The sequence below is a fragment of the Marinobacter flavimaris genome (assembly GCF_045057155.1).
Classification (GTDB): domain Bacteria; phylum Pseudomonadota; class Gammaproteobacteria; order Pseudomonadales; family Oleiphilaceae; genus Marinobacter; species Marinobacter manganoxydans.
Map to the genome: position 1 here is coordinate 4,031,617 of NZ_CP171359.1, position 17,234 is coordinate 4,048,850.

General features: G+C 54.1%; 16 protein-coding genes. 8 read left to right on the plus strand and 8 right to left on the minus strand.

Annotated features, from left to right (window positions below; translation table 11 throughout):
* Nucleotides 1-151 precede the first annotated feature (151 nt).
* The 5 genes from ACGK9W_RS18830 (at nt 152) to ACGK9W_RS18850 (ending at nt 4,856) form a co-directional block, all read left to right on the plus strand.
* The gene (locus tag ACGK9W_RS18830; RefSeq protein WP_053112091.1) at nt 152-1,477 is read left to right on the plus strand and encodes an IS1182 family transposase; all 1,326 of its coding nucleotides are present in this window, start codon (nt 152-154) and stop codon (nt 1,475-1,477) included.
* 205 nt (nt 1,478-1,682) lie between these two features.
* On the plus strand, nt 1,683-2,069 hold the full coding sequence (rnk, locus tag ACGK9W_RS18835; protein WP_405418111.1) for a nucleoside diphosphate kinase regulator: 387 nt from the start codon (nt 1,683-1,685) through the stop codon (nt 2,067-2,069).
* 13 nt (nt 2,070-2,082) lie between these two features.
* Nucleotides 2,083-3,429, plus strand: coding sequence for an NADP-specific glutamate dehydrogenase (gene gdhA, locus ACGK9W_RS18840; RefSeq protein WP_405418113.1), 1,347 nt, complete (start codon nt 2,083-2,085; stop codon nt 3,427-3,429).
* 150 nt (nt 3,430-3,579) lie between these two features.
* Nucleotides 3,580-4,455, plus strand: coding sequence for a DMT family transporter (locus tag ACGK9W_RS18845; RefSeq protein WP_405418116.1), 876 nt, complete (start codon nt 3,580-3,582; stop codon nt 4,453-4,455).
* A 98-nt stretch (nt 4,456-4,553) separates the two neighbouring features.
* Complete coding sequence (locus ACGK9W_RS18850) at nt 4,554-4,856, plus strand: monooxygenase (protein WP_008177357.1); 303 nt, start codon at nt 4,554-4,556, stop codon at nt 4,854-4,856.
* Nucleotides 4,857-4,922: 66 nt separating this feature from the next.
* Here the strand turns inward: ACGK9W_RS18850 and ACGK9W_RS18855 are convergent, their stop codons facing one another.
* Nucleotides 4,923-5,819: a LysR family transcriptional regulator gene (locus ACGK9W_RS18855; protein ID WP_008177359.1), complete on the minus strand. Its 897-nt coding sequence runs from the start codon at nt 5,817-5,819 to the stop codon at nt 4,923-4,925.
* A 144-nt stretch (nt 5,820-5,963) separates the two neighbouring features.
* Here ACGK9W_RS18855 and ACGK9W_RS18860 point away from each other — a divergent pair, with 144 nt between their 5' ends.
* Complete coding sequence (locus ACGK9W_RS18860) at nt 5,964-7,943, plus strand: alkyl/aryl-sulfatase (protein WP_273073016.1); 1,980 nt, start codon at nt 5,964-5,966, stop codon at nt 7,941-7,943.
* On the plus strand, nt 7,940-9,565 hold the full coding sequence (locus ACGK9W_RS18865) for a GMC family oxidoreductase (protein ID WP_273073015.1): 1,626 nt from the start codon (nt 7,940-7,942) through the stop codon (nt 9,563-9,565). The genes ACGK9W_RS18860 and ACGK9W_RS18865 overlap by 4 nt, the downstream gene beginning before the upstream one ends.
* Before the next feature lie 330 nt (nt 9,566-9,895).
* Here the strand turns inward: ACGK9W_RS18865 and ACGK9W_RS18870 are convergent, their stop codons facing one another.
* From ACGK9W_RS18870 to ACGK9W_RS18900, 7 genes are all read right to left on the minus strand, one after another.
* Entirely contained in the window at nt 9,896-10,519 is a 624-nt protein-coding gene (locus ACGK9W_RS18870; RefSeq protein ID WP_023010649.1) for an SCO family protein, read from the minus strand.
* A complete protein-coding gene (locus tag ACGK9W_RS18875; protein WP_144779533.1) occupies nt 10,516-11,358 on the minus strand; it encodes a cytochrome c oxidase assembly protein in 843 nt (280 codons plus the stop codon). The genes ACGK9W_RS18870 and ACGK9W_RS18875 overlap by 4 nt, the downstream gene beginning before the upstream one ends.
* Nucleotides 11,359-11,377: 19 nt before the next feature.
* Nucleotides 11,378-12,016, minus strand: a complete 639-nt coding sequence (locus ACGK9W_RS18880; protein ID WP_011786689.1) for a thioredoxin domain-containing protein — start codon at nt 12,014-12,016, stop codon at nt 11,378-11,380.
* Nucleotides 12,017-12,060: 44 nt separating this feature from the next.
* Nucleotides 12,061-13,062 (minus strand): arsenic resistance protein, encoded by a 1,002-nt coding sequence (locus ACGK9W_RS18885; protein ID WP_405421105.1) that lies wholly within the window; start codon nt 13,060-13,062, stop codon nt 12,061-12,063.
* 33 nt (nt 13,063-13,095) lie between these two features.
* Nucleotides 13,096-14,004 carry a cation diffusion facilitator family transporter gene (locus ACGK9W_RS18890; RefSeq protein WP_008169406.1) on the minus strand — a complete coding sequence of 303 codons (909 nt, stop codon included), beginning with the start codon at nt 14,002-14,004 and terminating at the stop codon, nt 13,096-13,098.
* A 97-nt stretch (nt 14,005-14,101) separates the two neighbouring features.
* Nucleotides 14,102-14,617 carry a signal peptidase II gene (lspA, locus tag ACGK9W_RS18895; RefSeq protein WP_405418124.1) on the minus strand — a complete coding sequence of 172 codons (516 nt, stop codon included), beginning with the start codon at nt 14,615-14,617 and terminating at the stop codon, nt 14,102-14,104.
* Between the two features lie 4 nt (nt 14,618-14,621).
* The gene (locus tag ACGK9W_RS18900; RefSeq protein WP_039881754.1) at nt 14,622-15,518 is read right to left on the minus strand and encodes a cation transporter; all 897 of its coding nucleotides are present in this window, start codon (nt 15,516-15,518) and stop codon (nt 14,622-14,624) included.
* A gap of 171 nt (nt 15,519-15,689) precedes the next feature.
* Here ACGK9W_RS18900 and ACGK9W_RS18905 point away from each other — a divergent pair, with 171 nt between their 5' ends.
* Nucleotides 15,690-16,154, plus strand: coding sequence for a hypothetical protein (locus tag ACGK9W_RS18905; RefSeq protein ID WP_008169412.1), 465 nt, complete (start codon nt 15,690-15,692; stop codon nt 16,152-16,154).
* Nucleotides 16,155-17,234: the final 1,080 nt, after the last annotated feature.

Here is a 17,234-nt window from a genome sequence, read left to right on the forward strand (position 1 = left end):
TTCGCTGAATTCGTCGAATCCCTCGTCGAATTCGGCGAAACCCTCTGAACACATCCCCTAACTGAACCTTGCCTTGCGGGCCTAGGAGTCTGCGCGGCAGGAGACACCTTCTGGCATAATGCGTAAAAATTCTTCAGCACCGGAGAATCTGATGGGAACCACTTTCCGCCCGTATTCGCCTGGCCAGGAACTGCTTCTTCCCCCGAGCCTGAACGAGTGGCTGCCTGAGGGGCATCTGGCCTATTTTGTCAGTGATGTCGTCGAGGAGCTGGATTTAAGCGCGTTTTATGCCCGCTACGAAGGCAACGGCCGACGCAACTCGCCCTTCGATCCACGAATGATGCTGAAGGTTCTGATCTACGCCTACGCCACCGGCGTTTTCTCTTCACGCAAGATCGCCCGGAAGCTGGAAGAAGACGTGGCCTTCCGGGTTCTGGCGGCAGGCAACTTCCCCAGGCATCGCACGATCTGTGATTTCCGCAAACACCATTTGGTTGCCTTCAAGGCCGTGTTTATTCAGGTGGTCCGGATTGCCCGGGAAGCGGAGCTGATCACGCTGGGAACACTGGCGATTGATGGCACCAAGGTTCGGGCTAATGCCAGCAAGCACAAGGCCATGAGCTATGGCCGCATGGGCGAGGAAGACGATCGTTTATCGAAAGAGATCGATGCACTTTGTCGTCAGGCGCGTCAGACAGACCAGTCGGAAGACCGACAGTTCGGCCCGGATAACCGGGGTGATGAACTGCCTGAAGAGCTTCAGTACCGGCAGGCGCGGCTGGACAAGATTCGTGCCGCCAAAGAGAAATTGGAAGCAGACCAGAAAGAGCGGGACAAGGCCCGGGGTCGGTCCCCGGACGATGATCGGCGCTCACCTCGCGGGGGCCCGAACTTCAAGCGGGATTATGGGGTTCCGGATGACAAGGATCAGAGCAATTTTACCGATCCGCAAAGCCGGATTATGAAAACGGCGGACGGGTTCCAGCAATGCTACAACGGCCAGTTGGCCGTGGATGGTGAATTCCAGCTGATTGTCGCCAACCACCTGGGCAATAATCCCAGTGACAATGGCTGTCTGATACCACTGCTGGATCAGGCAAAAGACACTCTGGAAACCTATCCGGATCAGTGTCTGGCTGACGCGGGTTACCGTAAAGAAGAAGATCTACAGACCCTGGAAGACAAAAGCATCGACGGCTATGTCTCGCTGCGCCGGGAGGGCAAGAAGAGTTCAGAGATAGACGCGAGCCGTTATCCGGCCAGCGCCCGGATGGCCGGGAAGCTGGCCACGGCAACCGGGCGATCGGTTTACGCTCAGCGCAAGCATCTGGTTGAGGCGGTCAACGGCTGGATCAAGCATGTTCTGGGCTTCCGACAGTTCAGTCTGCGGGGCCTTCACGCCGTGCAGGGTGAATGGGATCTGGTCTGTCTGTCGCTTAATCTCAGGCGGATGAGTTCACTGATGAGGCTGAAATAGAGGGTCCGAGGGATCCTTGGGCGTACTGAGTGATCGGACTACGATAACGCATTCGCTGATAACCGTCTTGACTGACTGAATAGAGAGAATCGAGACTCTATTCGGCTGGATATTGTGGATACGTTCTCGGGCCGAACTGTGATTCGACGCGGCGGGGTCACTTGCTCAAAACACTTCTGCCGCGCAGACTCCTAGAGGAGTCGGTATGTCCGAACGTCCAGCTATTTATGTCTTAGAACAGGATTTTGATCGTTTATCTGCGATGTTGGAGAAACAGCTACATGGCACTGAAACAGCCGAAGCGCTTGCGCTCGAGCTTGATAGAGCAACTCTGGTTGATGCCGAAAAGCTGCCTTCCGGCACCGTCACCATGAATTCTCTGGTCCATTTTAAAAATGAGAGTAACGACGCTGAGTACACGAAGAGACTCGTGTACTCGACCCCGCGAGACGGAAGCGAGGAGTGTGTATCCGTCCTGGCTCCGGCGGGCACAGCCTTGCTGGGTCTTCGGGTAGGCGATCGTATTGATTGGCCTTTGGCTGGAAAGAACCAGCTGCGTCTGAAAATTATCCATGTGACTCACGCAAACTGAACGAGGAAGATGCATGCACCAGAAAGCCCCCCTTGACCAGCTGTATGAGCAGGTCGTCCTGAGAAATCCCGCGGAACCTGAATTTCATCAGGCCGTTCTGGAAGTTCTCGACTCGCTGGCGCCGGTGATTGCCAAGCATCCCGAGTATAAGGAAGCGAAGCTCCTTGAGCGTATTTGCGAACCAGAGCGGCAAATCATTTTCCGGGTCCCCTGGGTGGATGACTCTGGCACCGTGCAGATCAACCGGGGGTTTCGCGTTGAATTCAACTCGGCCCTTGGACCCTACAAGGGGGGCTTGCGTTTCCATCCTTCCGTCAATCTGGGCGTGGTGAAATTTCTGGGTTTCGAGCAGATCTTCAAGAACTCTCTGAGCGGTATGCCGATCGGCGGAGCCAAGGGTGGTTCCGACTTTGACCCTAAGGGCCGATCTGACAATGAGATCATGCGGTTTTGCCAATCCTTCATGACCGAACTGTACCGGCATATTGGCGAGTACACCGACGTGCCAGCAGGCGACATCGGCGTAGGAGCCAGGGAGATTGGTTTTCTGTTCGGGCAATACAAGCGCCTCACCAACCGTTACGAATCTGGCGTGCTGACCGGTAAAGGCCTCGGATGGGGCGGTGCTCGAGTGCGCAAGGAAGCGACAGGTTACGGAACGGTTTATTTTGTCCGGGAGATGCTGGCAGCTCAAGGTTCCGATCTGGAGGGCAAGGACGTGGTAGTTTCCGGCTCCGGGAACGTCGCAATTTATGCGATGGAGAAGGTTCAGCAGTTTGGGGGCAGGGTGATCGCCTGCTCCGATTCCAGTGGCTACGTTTATGACCCGGCCGGAATCGATGTTGCACTGGTTCGCCAGATCAAGGAGACGGAACGCGGCCGAATCAGCGATTATGCCGCCCGGCGGCAGAATGGAAGCGATTACGTGCGCGGGGCGTCCATTTGGGAATTGCCCTGTCAGGTAGCCCTGCCATGCGCCACCCAGAACGAGGTGACCGGGATCGACGCGAAGGCGTTGATTCGCAATGGCGTCCTGGCGGTTGCTGAAGGTGCCAATATGCCGTGCACTCCAGACGCGGTGAAGTTGTTCCGCGACGCCGGCATTTTATTTGGTCCTGCAAAAGCGGCTAATGCCGGTGGCGTGGCTACCAGCGCGCTGGAAATGCAGCAGAATGCCTCCCGGGACTCCTGGAGTTTCGATTACAGCGAACAGCGCCTTAAGGACATCATGATCGAAATTCACCGCTCCTGTTTTGAAACCGCTGAAGAATACGGCCGGCCGGGAGACTACGTGTTTGGTGCCAATACGACAGGGTTTTGTCGGGTGGCTGATGCGATGTTGGCGTTTGGGGTTATTTAAATAGTCTGGAGGCGCCTTCCGTTCGTGTAGCGCAGGCCTGCCCTTTGCCGCGGCGGGACTAAACGGGGTATTCATTAATTCAGAGGTAGCATGACTTCAGTATCGAGATCCGGAGTCTTTTTACTATCCGCAGCGTTCTCCGCAGTTTTTATGGGAACGATCGGTGCCATTTCGGTCTATGCGGGGGTGGGGGCCGAGACGGTTACCTTCTATAGGCTCTTCATTGGGGCCGTTTTGGTGGCGGTTTATCTGCTGGCAACCAGGCAACACAGCAAGATCTTTATGTGGCCCGGTATGAAGGTGTTGGTAACCGGTGCTTTCCTGGCGGGTTTCGTGATGTTTTACATCCTGGCAATGGATTACACCAGTATGGCGAACGCTGTTATGGTGCTTTATCTGGCACCAGTGACGGCCTCTGTGGCGGCTCATTTCTTTCTCGGAGAGCGCCTCACCTCGGCCAGTGTTGGATTGGTCGGATTCGCGCTGCTGGGCTTCGCCATGATGATGGAATTCAACTTCAACCTGAGTGGACGGGCAGAAGAAGCCATCGGTCTGGCCTATGCTTTCTGCGCCATGCTCTGTTACTCGGCGTTTATGTTAACCAATCGTTCCATGGATGACCGTGTTCATGTGTTCAGCCGCAGTGGTTACCAGATGCTCGCTGGTGCTTTGTGCATGTTGCCGCTGGTGCTGCTGGAGAGCGAAGTCATTTCCGGCGCGCAGTGGGGGTGGTTGATTGCTGCCGGTATTCTGCCGGGTTTCCTGGCCATCCTGTTGGCCGTTATCGCTCTGAGGTCTCTGCCCGCGGCCACGTTCGGCACCCTGGCTTATCTGGAGCCCATTACCGTTGTGGCGCTTGCGTGGATACTGTTTGATCAGGGCCTGAATAGCCTCCAGCTGGCCGGCTGCGCCCTGATCATTCTGGCGGGTATTGCGCAGGCGTTGCTGCTGAACCGACGTTCAGAAGCTGAGGAGATACCGGGAGTGCTTGCGGATCTGGATTCCACGGTGTCGGGAGAGAGTTGAAGTTCCGGGAAATGGCTTGTGGGCCAGAAAATGACGCCTGCCTGCACTAGTGTGGGTTAGGGCTATGATGCATTGATGAACTCAGGAGGACGTGAACGATGAGAACCCTGCTACAGTTGGATTTTCCTTACGACGGCCCGTTTGGCGATGAGATGGCGAGTGCGATGGCCGAGCTTGCCGAGTCTATTGCCAGGGAGCCGGGGTTTCTCTGGAAGATTTGGACAGAAAATCCCGACTCCTGCGAGGCGGGCGGTATCTATCTCTTCGAAGATGAGAGCAGTGCAAGGGCCTATCTGAACAAGCATACGGCCCGGCTGAAAGAATTCGGTGTGCCGAAGGTCAACGGCAAAGTGTTCCAGGTGAACGAGGCCCTTTCCGCCATTGATCACGGTCCGGTCTGAATCATGTTGGCCCCTGCTTCACAAACCTGGCTTTCTGGAATGCGCCTTAAATGCCATGTTCCTGGTTCATTTCAGTTTTGCGAATTCCAGAACCATGGAATGGAACTTGGCTGCCGCCGGTGAAAGCGGCCTCCCGCAACGCTGCAAGACACCATAGCGGGTCCGAAGAGTCTCAATCCCGGATACAGAAACGGTTGTCACCTTTCCGCTATCAAGCAAATCGGCCACTATAGGTCTGGGTGCGATACTGATGGCCTTGCTGCCAGTAACAATGGCCGCAAGCATGGCAATATTGTCGCACTCGATTCTTCGTTTCAGCCCCCCTTGTTGCGCGCTCATGGCCTGAATATTCCGTTCCATATCTTCAGGAACACGTGTCATGGCTATTGGATAATCGAGTAAATCTCCCCATACCACCCCCGTCGCCTGAGCCAACGGGTGATCATGACGACAAAACACAACAACTTCGGGCTGCGGCAAGTGGGTTATTTCCAGATCGGGATCGCCAGACAACTCGCCGGTATCGGCCACAAAGAGCTCTATCTCATGGTCCAACAGCGCAAGGCGTAAATCCTGCCAGTTATCTGTCCGAATGTTGAGGCGGATTCCCGGATACTGATCCACAAACCGGGCACAGACCTTATCCATCAGTGCCAGCGCCGGGTAGGGGCCGGTTCCGATATTCAATTCGCCTGTCTCAAGCTCGTCGATGGCCTCGACTTCCTGTCTTAAAGATTCTGCCGCTGCCAGCAGGCCCCGGACGTGGGGTAGAGCGGCTCGCCCGTGCGCGGTCAAAACCACCCCGAAGCGCCCCCGATCGAACAGTCTGGCCCCGAGTTGGCGCTCCAGTTCCTGGATGCTGCGACTTAAAGCCGGTTGAGACAGGTGCACGACTTCCGAGGCGCGGGCAAAACTGCCGCACTCAACTAACGCCATGAAATGCCGGATGTGTCGTGTGTCCATGGCACTATATCTATGCGTTTTGCGCATATTAAGTCAAGAAACATTGCATTGGATGAACGGAACACCTCGCTTCAAACTGCAGTTACGTGGCGCACGATTCGAAACCAACAAAACCCAGGTGCCGCCAAAAAGAGGAGATTCCGCATGCTACCCCTATTCAAGAAGGCCATGCTGACAGCGTTCGGTGCCGGTTTACTGTTCCCGATGATCGCTCAGGCCGAAACCTCCAAGCCGGCAACGGACGTGACGGCACAGTTAAACCAGGCGGTACTGAATGAGCTGCCGTTTTCCGATACCCGTTCGTTTGAGGACGCTCGCCGTGGCTTCTTGGGTGCGTTGCCTGATGGCAGGGTGCTGGATAATGAAGGTCACGTGGCCTGGGACATGGCGCCCTACGCCTTCCTGCAGGCCGATGCCGCTCCGGATTCAGTCAATCCAAGCCTGTGGCGCATGGCGCAACTGAATGCGATCCATGGGCTGTTCGAAGTGGTCGAAGGCATGTACCAGGTCCGCAACATGGATCTGTCCAATATGACCATCATTGAGGGTGACAGCGGCCTGATCATCATCGACCCCCTTCTGACTCCCGCGACGGCGCGCGCCGGTCTGGAACTCTATTACCAGCATCGAAGCAGAAAGCCCGTGGTGGCAGTGCTTTACACACACAACCATGCGGATCATTTCGGGGGTGTGAAGGGTGTCGTTAATGAGGAGGATGTTCGAGCCGGGAAGGTCCGGATCTATGCTCCAGAGGGGTTTATGGAGCATGCAATTGCAGAGAATGTGATTGCCGGCAACGCCATGACCCGTCGCGCCACCTACCAGTTCGGCGCTGGTTTGACTCCGGGCGTGAGAGGTCATGTCGACACCGGGCTTGGCAAGGCACTGGGTAGCGGTGGGCTCAGCCTTATTGCTCCCACCGATACCGTGCCTGACAACGCCAACCTGACCATCGATGGTATCGAGATTGACTTCCAGATGGCGCACGGCACCGAAGCCGAATCTGAGATGATGATGTATTTCCCTCAGTTCCGTGTGCTCAACACCGCCGAGATCACAAGTCAGCACCTGCATAACATCTACACCATCCGCGGAGCCGCCATTCGCGACGCCAGTTCCTGGTCCAGGTTTATCGACAAGGTACTGGTTCGCTTCGCTGATCGCACGGACATTCTGGTGGCCCAGCATCACTGGCCGATCTGGAACCCGGAAGACATCACGCATTTTCTGGAAGTTCAAAGGGACCTGTACAAGTATATCCATGATCAGACGGTTCGTATGATGAACCGTGGCATGTTGCCAGGCGATATTGCTGAAAACCTGCAGTTACCTGAAAGCCTGAACCAGGAATGGTCAGCGCGCGGTTATTACGGAACCGTCAGCCACAATGCCCGCGGTGTATATCAGCGCTACATGGGTTGGTATGACGCCAATCCCGCCAACCTTAACCCTTTGCCACCTCGTGAAGAATCGAGACGCACCATCGACTACATGGGCGGTGAGGCAGAAGTGCTCCGAAAGGCCCGCGAAGATTTTGCGGACGGCGACTATCGCTGGGTTGCATCAGTGATGCGAGATCTCGTGTATGCCAACCCTGAAAACCGTGAAGCGCGCGAACTGGGCGCGGACGCTCTGGAGCAGCTTGGTTACCAGGCCGAGGCGGGCACCTGGCGTAGCGCCTACCTCGTTGGTGCGCACGAATTGCGCCACGGCCTAATCACGCCGAAACATGTGGGGCTGCAGCCAGACCTGATGCAGGCACTGCAAATCAGTATGTTTTTTGATTCGATGGCAGTAAGGATTGACCCGGAAAAAGCCGCCGGAGAGCATCTGGTGATCAACTGGTCTATTACCGACCAGGGTGAGGATTATCGGCTGAACCTTCAGAACGCCACGCTGACCCATCGGTCGGGGGAGCTGGACGAGCGTGCCCACGCCAGTGTGAGTATGCACCGAGCGGTACTGGATAATATCCTTCTTCAAAAAACCAGCTTCCCGGAGGCGGTGGAGTCTGGCGAGATCCAGGTCGAGGGGGCAGTGGATGCCTTCTTTGGCCTGCTGCAAATGCTGGAAAAACCACCAGCAAACTTCTCCATCATTGAACCGGTGGGGGAAAAACCGTGAACGAGAATTTTGATTACATCGTGGTCGGTGCCGGCTCTGCCGGTAGCGTACTGGCGGATCGGCTTTCAGCCGATGGCAGATACTCGGTCTGCATACTGGAGGCGGGGCCGGGTGGGGATTCGTTCACGATCCGGACGCCGGGCGCCTTTGCCGCCCACATGTTTCTCAAGAAGTACAACTGGGCATTCAACGCCAGGCCCGACCAGAAACTGCGAGATGGTGAGCCCTTGTTTACCCCCAGGGGAAAAGGGCTTGGTGGTAGTTCGTCAATAAACGGCATGCTCTACGTGCGCGGTCAGAAAGAGGACTACGACGAGTGGGAGGCACTCGGTAATGAAGGCTGGGGCTATCGGGAGATGTTGCCTTACTTCATAAAATCGGAACACCACGAGACGCTTTCCGGAACCCCTTATCACGGCAAAGGTGGCAACCTTCACATCAGTGCACCGGAAACAGCGGAGTACCCGATGTCCGAAGCTTTCGTAGATGCGGCACGGCAGGCCGGTTTTCCCTGCAACAGCGATTTTAACGGCGCCAACCAGGAAGGCGTGGGCTATTTCCACCTGAACATCAAGAATGGCCGTCGATTCGGTGCCGCCGACGCCTATTTGAAGCCGGCCATGACTCGCCAGAACCTGACTGTATTCACCGACGCACAGGCGAAAAAAGTGGTGTTCGAGGGCAAACGGTCTGTTGCGGTAGAGCTCCGCCACAAGGGCAGAGATCGGGTGTTGCGGGCAAACCGGGAAATCATTCTAAGCGGTGGAGCGATCAACTCGCCCCAGTTGCTTCAGCTTTCCGGCATCGGAGACCGCGACATCCTGGAAAACCTGGGTATTCGGTGCCTGCACGAATTACCGGGAGTGGGTAAGAATCTTCAGGAGCATGTGGACGCCTGCGTCCTGGTCTCAAGCAGGAAGAACAGTGGCTTCACTGCCTCGTTCGGTGGCCTGCTGAAAATGCTCCCGGATACCATCCGATACTTCCTCAGTAAACGGGGCAAGCTCGCTAAATCCATCACCGAGGCTGGCGGTTTTATCAAATCCAGTGACAGCGTTAATCGCCCGGATGTTCAGCTCCACATGCTGCCGCTGCTGTTTGATGATAGCGGTCGGGACCTGAAACTCATGTCCAACCCCGGTTATTCAGTGCATGTCTGTGTGCTGCGGCCGAAGAGCTCAGGCAACGTAACCATAACGTCGGCCGATCCGTTTGCGGCGCCGGAAATCGACTACAACTTCTTTGCCGATCCCGATGACTGCAAAGCCATGGTCGATGGTATCCGCCAGGCCCGCCGGATTCTCGCGGCGAAGGCCTTTGACGATTATCGGGGTGAGGAACTCCACCCGGGTGCAGATCGCCAGTCCGATGAGCAGATCATCGAAAAGGTGAAGGAAAAGGTGGGCCTGGTATACCACCCGGTGGGCACCTGCAAAATGGGAACTGACAGGATGGCGGTCGTGGACCCACAACTCAGGGTGCACGGACTCGAAGGCCTCCGTGTGGTGGACGCGTCCATCATGCCACGGCTGATTAGCGGCAATACCAACGCGCCTACGATTGCCATTGCCGAAAAGGCTGCTGACATGATTCTCGAAAAGGCGGAGGGCTGCGATATCTGATTGTCAGCTTATAAACAAAAGCGAACATTCGAGTCAGGCCTTCCTTCTCCCCCCCGAAGGTTCCAAGCTCGTCATTGGCCTTTGATTCATCATGGTTGATGGAGCAACTTTCAGGTGCCAACTAATTCCGGTATAGAGTTAGCGATAATGGGCTAAGCCGATGTTTACCCCGATTGACCTGCCCCCAGCTTTCCAAAGGCCAAAAAAACTGGATATGTGAAGCCCGGCAAAAGATGAACATAAGCATCCGACAATCAAATCTTGAGTCACGGGCTGCTGCCGTATTCCGCAGCAGCTAAGCATTACTTTCCAATGGCAAGCTTCGTTAACTCAGGCATCCTCCTGAATAAGAGCAGCGAGGTCATGCCGAATTTCTTCCCCGCTCAAATCGGGCCGCATTAAAAGGCGAGGGTTACCTTCGCGATCAAATACATAAATCGCGCTGCTGTGTGACACCGCATAATTTCCATCAGCGTCAGGTTCGTCATAACCGAAGGTTGTCCTATATCGTTTTGCCAGTTCACGAAGCTGGGGTTCTTTTCCAGTGAGCCCTACAATATTGTCACCGAAGAAATCCACGTATTTTGCGAGGCGCTCGGGCGTGTCACGTTTCGGATCGACACTCACGAACAAAGTGAGTACTTCATCCTGAAGCTCGGGGTCCAGGCCACTGGTTACCTGATTGAGTTTTTGCAGGGCGGTCGGGCAAACATCGGGGCACGAGGTGAACCCGAAAAACAGCATTCTCACGCGGCCACTGTAATCATCGCCAGATACAGACTTGCCCTGGCTATTGATCAGGTCGAATTCCAGCTCAGGCATCAAGCCACTGATGTTTTTACCGTTCCAGTCTTCCTCGTCATTGCCAAAGCAACCAGTCAGCAATAGGGATGCTATCAGCGTTAAGGTCGCCGATATGATGTTGGTGCGCTGTCGCCAGAAGCGAGTTCTCATGACGCTGTTTCCTCAAGTTGTTTGGATTGGTTGGTATATTTTCCGTCCTGATGCATGGCTCGCCGGAGCATCAGAAGAATGCCAAGAATGCTCATCATGGCCGGAGGAATATAGGTCAGCATGCCGCCCAGAAGCTGGTCGACTTCTGGATCCAGCGGCCAGGCCCTGCCACAGACTTCGTAAACGTCATAGACCATGTCACGTGAGAACACGATCCACGCCCCAAGAAACATCTGAAGCACACCCGCGGCAGCCAGAACCAACATGCGTCTGCCATACCCCAACGATGAGGTGATCGCCGGCGGTCTTGGGTCAAAGATCAACCACCAGAAGAGAAGACCATCCAGCAACATGCTCCAGTTCATGACCCAGTACAGCTCCCGGCTGAGCATGGCGTCGAAATGGATCGATGGCCACAGCCAGAAATAAATGAGCCCAACAAATAGGAAAAGGGCGATAAAGGGCTGTTGCAGAACCTGATAAACCCAACCCAGAGGCCGTAGCGCGCGCCTCCAGCCCGGGCGGATTTTTTCAAACCAGAACCGCATGACCGGTAAAGGGTTGGACAGGGCGATAAGGATAGGCCCGATGTGATGAAGAATCAGATGCTGGCCCCGATGGACGAAGAACATGTATTGCGCGTAGTAATCGAAGCGCGTCTGCATCACCGCATAACAGATCAGCACCCCCAGGGTGAACGCAAAAATCCGTAGCGAGCCAGGCCGATCCTGATCCGGCATCCGAATTAGCCCGACGCCATAGAACCCCATCACGAGCATGTAGCTCAGCACGGTCAGCGGCGAGAAATCGTAGGGTAGAAGGTAGTCAAGCAGTGACATAGCGTTGCCGGTTTTGTTGTTATTCCAGTGACTCTACCTTGGATGTCACCAGGTCGTACAGTTCCTGAGGCCCCAGGCGGCTCAAGATGTCTCCGTTAACGTAGAATGTTGGGGTTCCGGAAATTCCAACCGCCTTAACGTCCGCAGCATCCTGTTGAATAATGCCGTCAATCTCGGGTGAGTTCATACCGGCCCGGGCGGCTTCTACGTCAAGCCCGGCTGACGCCGCCGCATCCCATGCTGCGGTGACCTTTGGATCATCGTGCCATTTCGGCTGTGCTTCCATAACAGCGTCAAGCACCGGTTCATAGATTCCCTGTTCACGGGCGGTTTCCAGAATTCTGACGGCCTCTTCCGAGCCTTTGTGAAACAATACGTAGCGCAGTACCAGACGCACGTTGTCCGGGTAGGCAGCCTGAATCTGTTTCACATAGGGATGCATGGCGCGACAACCTTCGCAGGATGGGTCGAAGAACTCGACAATGGTTACCGGCGCGTCCTCAGGGCCAATAACGGGAGAGTAATCCCTCACCAGTGGCGTTTTTTCAACAACGGCGGGTTCATTAGTGCCCTGGGAGCGATCGTAAATAACAAAAGCACCAGCAAAGACAACCAGACAAAAAAGAAGGAGACTGATGACCAGGGTTCGGGTTTGCACGGGAGATCTTCCTATTTTAAATGAGTTTACGGGTTTCAGATTATTCAGGTGTCCGGTAGCAGCCGACTAGGCACCCACCGCAGATAAAGCATCATTCCAAACAGTTCCAACAAAGACTGGACGACAATCACCACGACGGCCATAGCCCAGGCCTCTGGCATTGACAGTGCCAAAGGTAAAACCACGAAGGAGTTGCGTGTTCCTAGGCTGAAGATGACGGTGCGACCGGTTTCTACCGGTAATCGAAAGACCCGGCGCAGAGCCTTTCCAACCAGAGCCGCAGCTAGAAGATAGGCCGGAAACAGAATCATCAAGGGCCAGATAAGTGAGCCGGTACTGTCGATCTGGCTGACCTGTGTCATTGAGATGATGAACAGTACGACTGTCAGCAGAGGGACCGGCATCAGACCCATGAAGCGAATGAACCCGATGGCTTTTCTGGAGTTTTCGGCCCATTTTTCAGTCAGAAATGCCAGGATAAGCGGGACAATAATCAGCCCGCCAAAGGCCGGCAGGAGGTGCCGCCCAAGCTCAAGATTCACGTCGAACTGATTACCCATGAAAAGCCAGAGGTAAAGTGGAAGAAGACCCAGTTGAGCAATCAGCAGAACCGGTGTTGCCGCAATGGCTCGGGTGCTGTCCCCCTTGCCTAGGTGAGTGAAGGTGACAAACCAGTCGGTACAGGGCATCAGCAATACCAGAAGCACTCCCAACTTCAGCGCGTCATTGTCCGGCAGCGCCAATATCAGCAAGGCAGTGATCGCCGGCATGACCAGAAAATTTCCGGTGAGCAAGGCACCCATGAACCGACGGTCCCGGAACATATCAGACAGGTGGGTCAACGGTGTTTGAGTAAATGTGGCGTAGAGCAGAACTCCGAGCAACCCCCAGATTAAGTAATCCGGCACACTGTCACCGAGGGACGATGTCCAATCCACAGACAGTCCGAAAACAACAGCGATGAGGTAGGCCCAGACCTGGTGGCGTTCAATTACGTCTCGCATGGCGTGCTCGTAACCGAGTGGAATGTCGGCCATTCGCAGCATATCTGCCACACGGTACCCTTTTCAGCAGCCCTGCTAGCCATGGCCATAAGTATGGGCATCTTTGTGACTGTGATCAGGATGTTCAAACTCCAATGTTGAATGAGTGATGCCGAACTCGTTTTCCAAAGTTCGTTTTATCCCACCCTTGACTTTTTCAAGTTCATTCCAGGCACTTATTTCGACCACCACATGGGCGTCGAGGGAGGCATCATGCTCACCCATCTGCCAGAAATGTACGTGGTGAAGGTCTAAAACGCCTTCTACGTTTGATAAAGCCTCGATGACAGAATCTGTGTCGATATCCAATGGACTACCCAGCATGAGTGTCCGGATGGTTCCGCCGATTTCCGTTAGACCCAGGTAGAGAATATAGCTTGCGATACCAATTGTGATCGCGGGATCAACCCAACGCATGTCGTACAGGAGAATCAGGGCGCCGCCTACAACGACTGCAATTGACGCAAACGCATCAGACAAGTTGTGTAGAAACAGCGCACGGATGTTGACGCTGTCCTTTTGCATGGAGTAAGTAAGCAGCGCGGTCAAACCATCCACTACCAATGCGATAATGCCAAGCCAAACTACCCACCACCCCTTGATTTCCGGGGGATCTATGAATCGCATGCCACCTTCGTAGATCAAATATGCCCCGATCATTATCAAAGTGGTGTAATTTATGAGTGCCGCAACAACCTCAATTCTCCCGTAGCCAAAGGTCATCTTCGAGTCGGCCGGGCGGCGTGCAATCTTCCGCGCCGCAAATGCGATAAATAGTGACGCCATATCCGAAAAGTTGTGTATAGCGTCGGCTATCAGCGCCAAGCTGCCAGCGAAGATCCCTCCAGCGATCTGAGCCAAGGTTAGGATACCGTTCGCCCAGATAGCTACTGCAACTCTCTTATCCTTAGTATCCGGTGACATGTGAGCATGCTCGTGGCCCATTGTTTTCTCCTTGGTCGTTGCTGTTCAATTAAACGTAGTCGCAACACTCGCTAAGCCTGGCTCAGAGGGCTTAGCGAGTGTTGCGACCGCGCGAAAACTAGCCATTCTGGCGATTTTCCATGTTATTCCCGGCACCTTTCTCGGCTGTGAAGCCCGTGACCAAAATCATGGCCACGCTCAGGACGATGAACACGTCGGCAAGGTTGAACGCCGGCCAGTGCCGGGATTGCCAATGAAAATCCAGGTAATCGACAACATAGCCTCGAAAAACTCGGTCGATGACATTTCCAAATGCACCGCCAAGTACCATCGAATAGGCTAGTGCTTCGGTTCGCTTATGGCTGTCCCGAATCAATTTGACCAGAACAGCCGAGACGACAATGGCTATCGCAATAAAAAAATATCGCTGCCAGCCACCGCCATCGGCAAAGAGACTGAAGGCAGCGCCTTTATTCCATACGTGCACCCAATTAAAGAAAGGGGTGATCTCAACCGATTGTCCGTAAGCCATGGATTGCTGGACGAGCCATTTAATAAGTTGGTCGGCCAGAGCTATAAGTGCCGAAAAGCCGAGAAAAGTGAGCGTAAAAAAGCGAGAACGGTCTTCAGACATCGAATTATCCTTTTAGCGCAAGGATGCGCTTGGCACCAATGAGTACAATGCCTCCCACAATACCGCCAATAACCAGATCCGGGTAGTTGGAGCCGGTCCAGGCAACAAGAAGGGCTGCAAGGATAACTCCCAGATTGATAACCACATCATTGGCCGAAAATATCCAGCTGGCTTTCATGTGAGCACCGCCGTCACGGTGTTTGGCGATCAGGAGCAGGCAACTGATGTTGGCAATAAGGGCCACAGATGCGACGGCCATCATCATTGACGACTGGGGATCACTGCCAAACAGAAAGCGCCTGCCAACTTCAACCAGTACCCCAGCGGCAAGGATAAGCTGGAGTATGCCAGCCACATGCGCCGCTCTGACCTGCATTTTGATGCCGTGCCCAACGGCGTAAAGCGCGAGACCGTAGACGGCGGCATCGGCAAGCATGTCTAGCGAGTCTGCAATCAGGCCAGCGGACTGGGCGATCAGGCCCATCGTCATCTCGACCAGAAACATCAGTGCGTTGATTGCCAGCAGTATCCATAAAGTGCCGGACTCTTCGCTTTCGTTGGCCTTAGAAGATTCAGCCGCTCTGACGGATTCAGCGCTGGCGTCTTCTGTCCTCTGCAAGGAAGCGCCCAGGCCCAGGTTTTCCAGTTTGCTGGTAATAGGACCGGTTTCTCCATGGTGGATAATTTCCAACGTACGACCCGATAAATCGAATGACAGCGACTGAATGTTTTCAACGCCAGTCAGTGCCATTCGAATCATTCGCTCTTCCGAGGGACAATCCATTTTTGGTATTCTGTAGGTGCTTAGCTGGCTACCTGTTTCGGCGGTGGCGCGTCCCTGAAACTTGTCATCTACGACAGAGTCTTCACTGCCACACTGCCCATTGCAGGGTTTGCTCATTTTCTCGGCTCCGGTTCTCGTGCAAATGATGTCATTTAAAACCCTGTAGCTACTACAGGGTCAATGACTAATCTACTCTAGTAGTCGTCAAAATCGGCGTTTGTCTGGATAAAGATCTACAATGATAAGTGCGATGGTGTGGGCATCTAATTTTTTTCGGGGGTAAACTTTATGATTTCATTTAAAAGACTTACAGCAACCGCTGCGTTGTTGGTTTTTCCTGCATTCGTGCTAGCGCATGGTGATCAAGGCTCATGGCAAGGGCATGGTCCTGGCATGATGATGGATCAGGAGCAAATGCAGCAGATGCACCAGAACTGGTCCCACATGAACCAGCTGATGCAACGCATTCCTGATGAAGCTTCACCGCAAGAACGGCAACAATTGATGCGAGAACACAGAGAGGCGATGCAAGAGCAAATGGGTTTTATGCATCACGGTATGATGGGCCCCGGCATGATGCGGGGCCAACGGGGCATGATGGGGGGCCAGCATATGATGAATGGCAGCCAACCAAAAAATGGTGATGGTCCGACTACCGAACAACAAATTCAGATGATGCAGGAGCGCATGGATCAAATGCAGCTGATGATGGAGCAAATGCTGCAATACCAGCAAAATCTGAAGGTAGAGTGATCGAGAAGCCTTCAAATACTTCTGTTTAACAGACGCTTAGTGTCTGGCGAGTTTGATAGGCTGACGTTTGTGAAAACGGCCCAGTAGCTGGCTTTTAGTCTCTACGATCCGTGACCTTTTACGGCTGAAAGTTGGTGCTCTGGGCGCTACTTCGAATGTTCGCTTTGCGACCACAGGATAATTTGTTGTGTCAATTTCCGACCACGCTATAGCGGCATGACCAGTTGGCTGATTCATTGTTTAAACTTGTTTCTGAGTCTTTCTCAATTAACGACTTCAGGCATATGTCGGTAGATTAGACTCGATATGCAAAGAAGGTCGGTAGAGCCTACCTTGCGAAACAGGTTGATTGTTAATCCTCCTCATCCCTGGTCGGACAGTCGCCGCCACGCCCAATTCAGGATCCTACGCAGCTTTAAGATATATCTCACACGAATCCTGCATTGACAATGATAGGGTTGGGGCCGAGTCAGCTGGTCAGGACGACTGGGACTCAACGCCGGCACGGATGCTAGGCAAACGCGACACCTGCCCAGTGGTGTGACGCGCCAAGGAGAGACTTGGCACCACCCCCGCTTGTGACAATTCGCACCCTTTGATCGACCCAATCTTGACCTAGTCAATCAGGATTATCAGAATAATGTTCGAATATTCAGTTTTGGGTCAGAGGTGTTCCATCACTCTCAATGAGCATCGGTTACTGTCCGCATTGCCTTTGGAAAGGTTACGGTATTTGCCTTCTGACCTTACTAGTTGGAAATCCACGTGAACGGGATTAGCGAGCTGAGGACGGAGTTTCGTCGCCGACACAATATGACTACGCCACCCTTCAAGCGTTTGCGTCAATGGAAACCGTCGGCATCGTTACAGAAGATAATATTGAGCTTTCTCATTGGCTCGGCGTGGCGGACCGCAGGATTCTACGATTAGTTCTAGAGTTAAAGTCGGTTCTATTGGATATCGAAGCTTGGCGAACGATGATTCTTAAGCCCTACAAACGGCTTGGCCCCGGTGTCTACATGGTAGGGGCTTTCATCGGACATGACAGAATTGTTGGCGTCGTGGAAGGACGACAGCCAA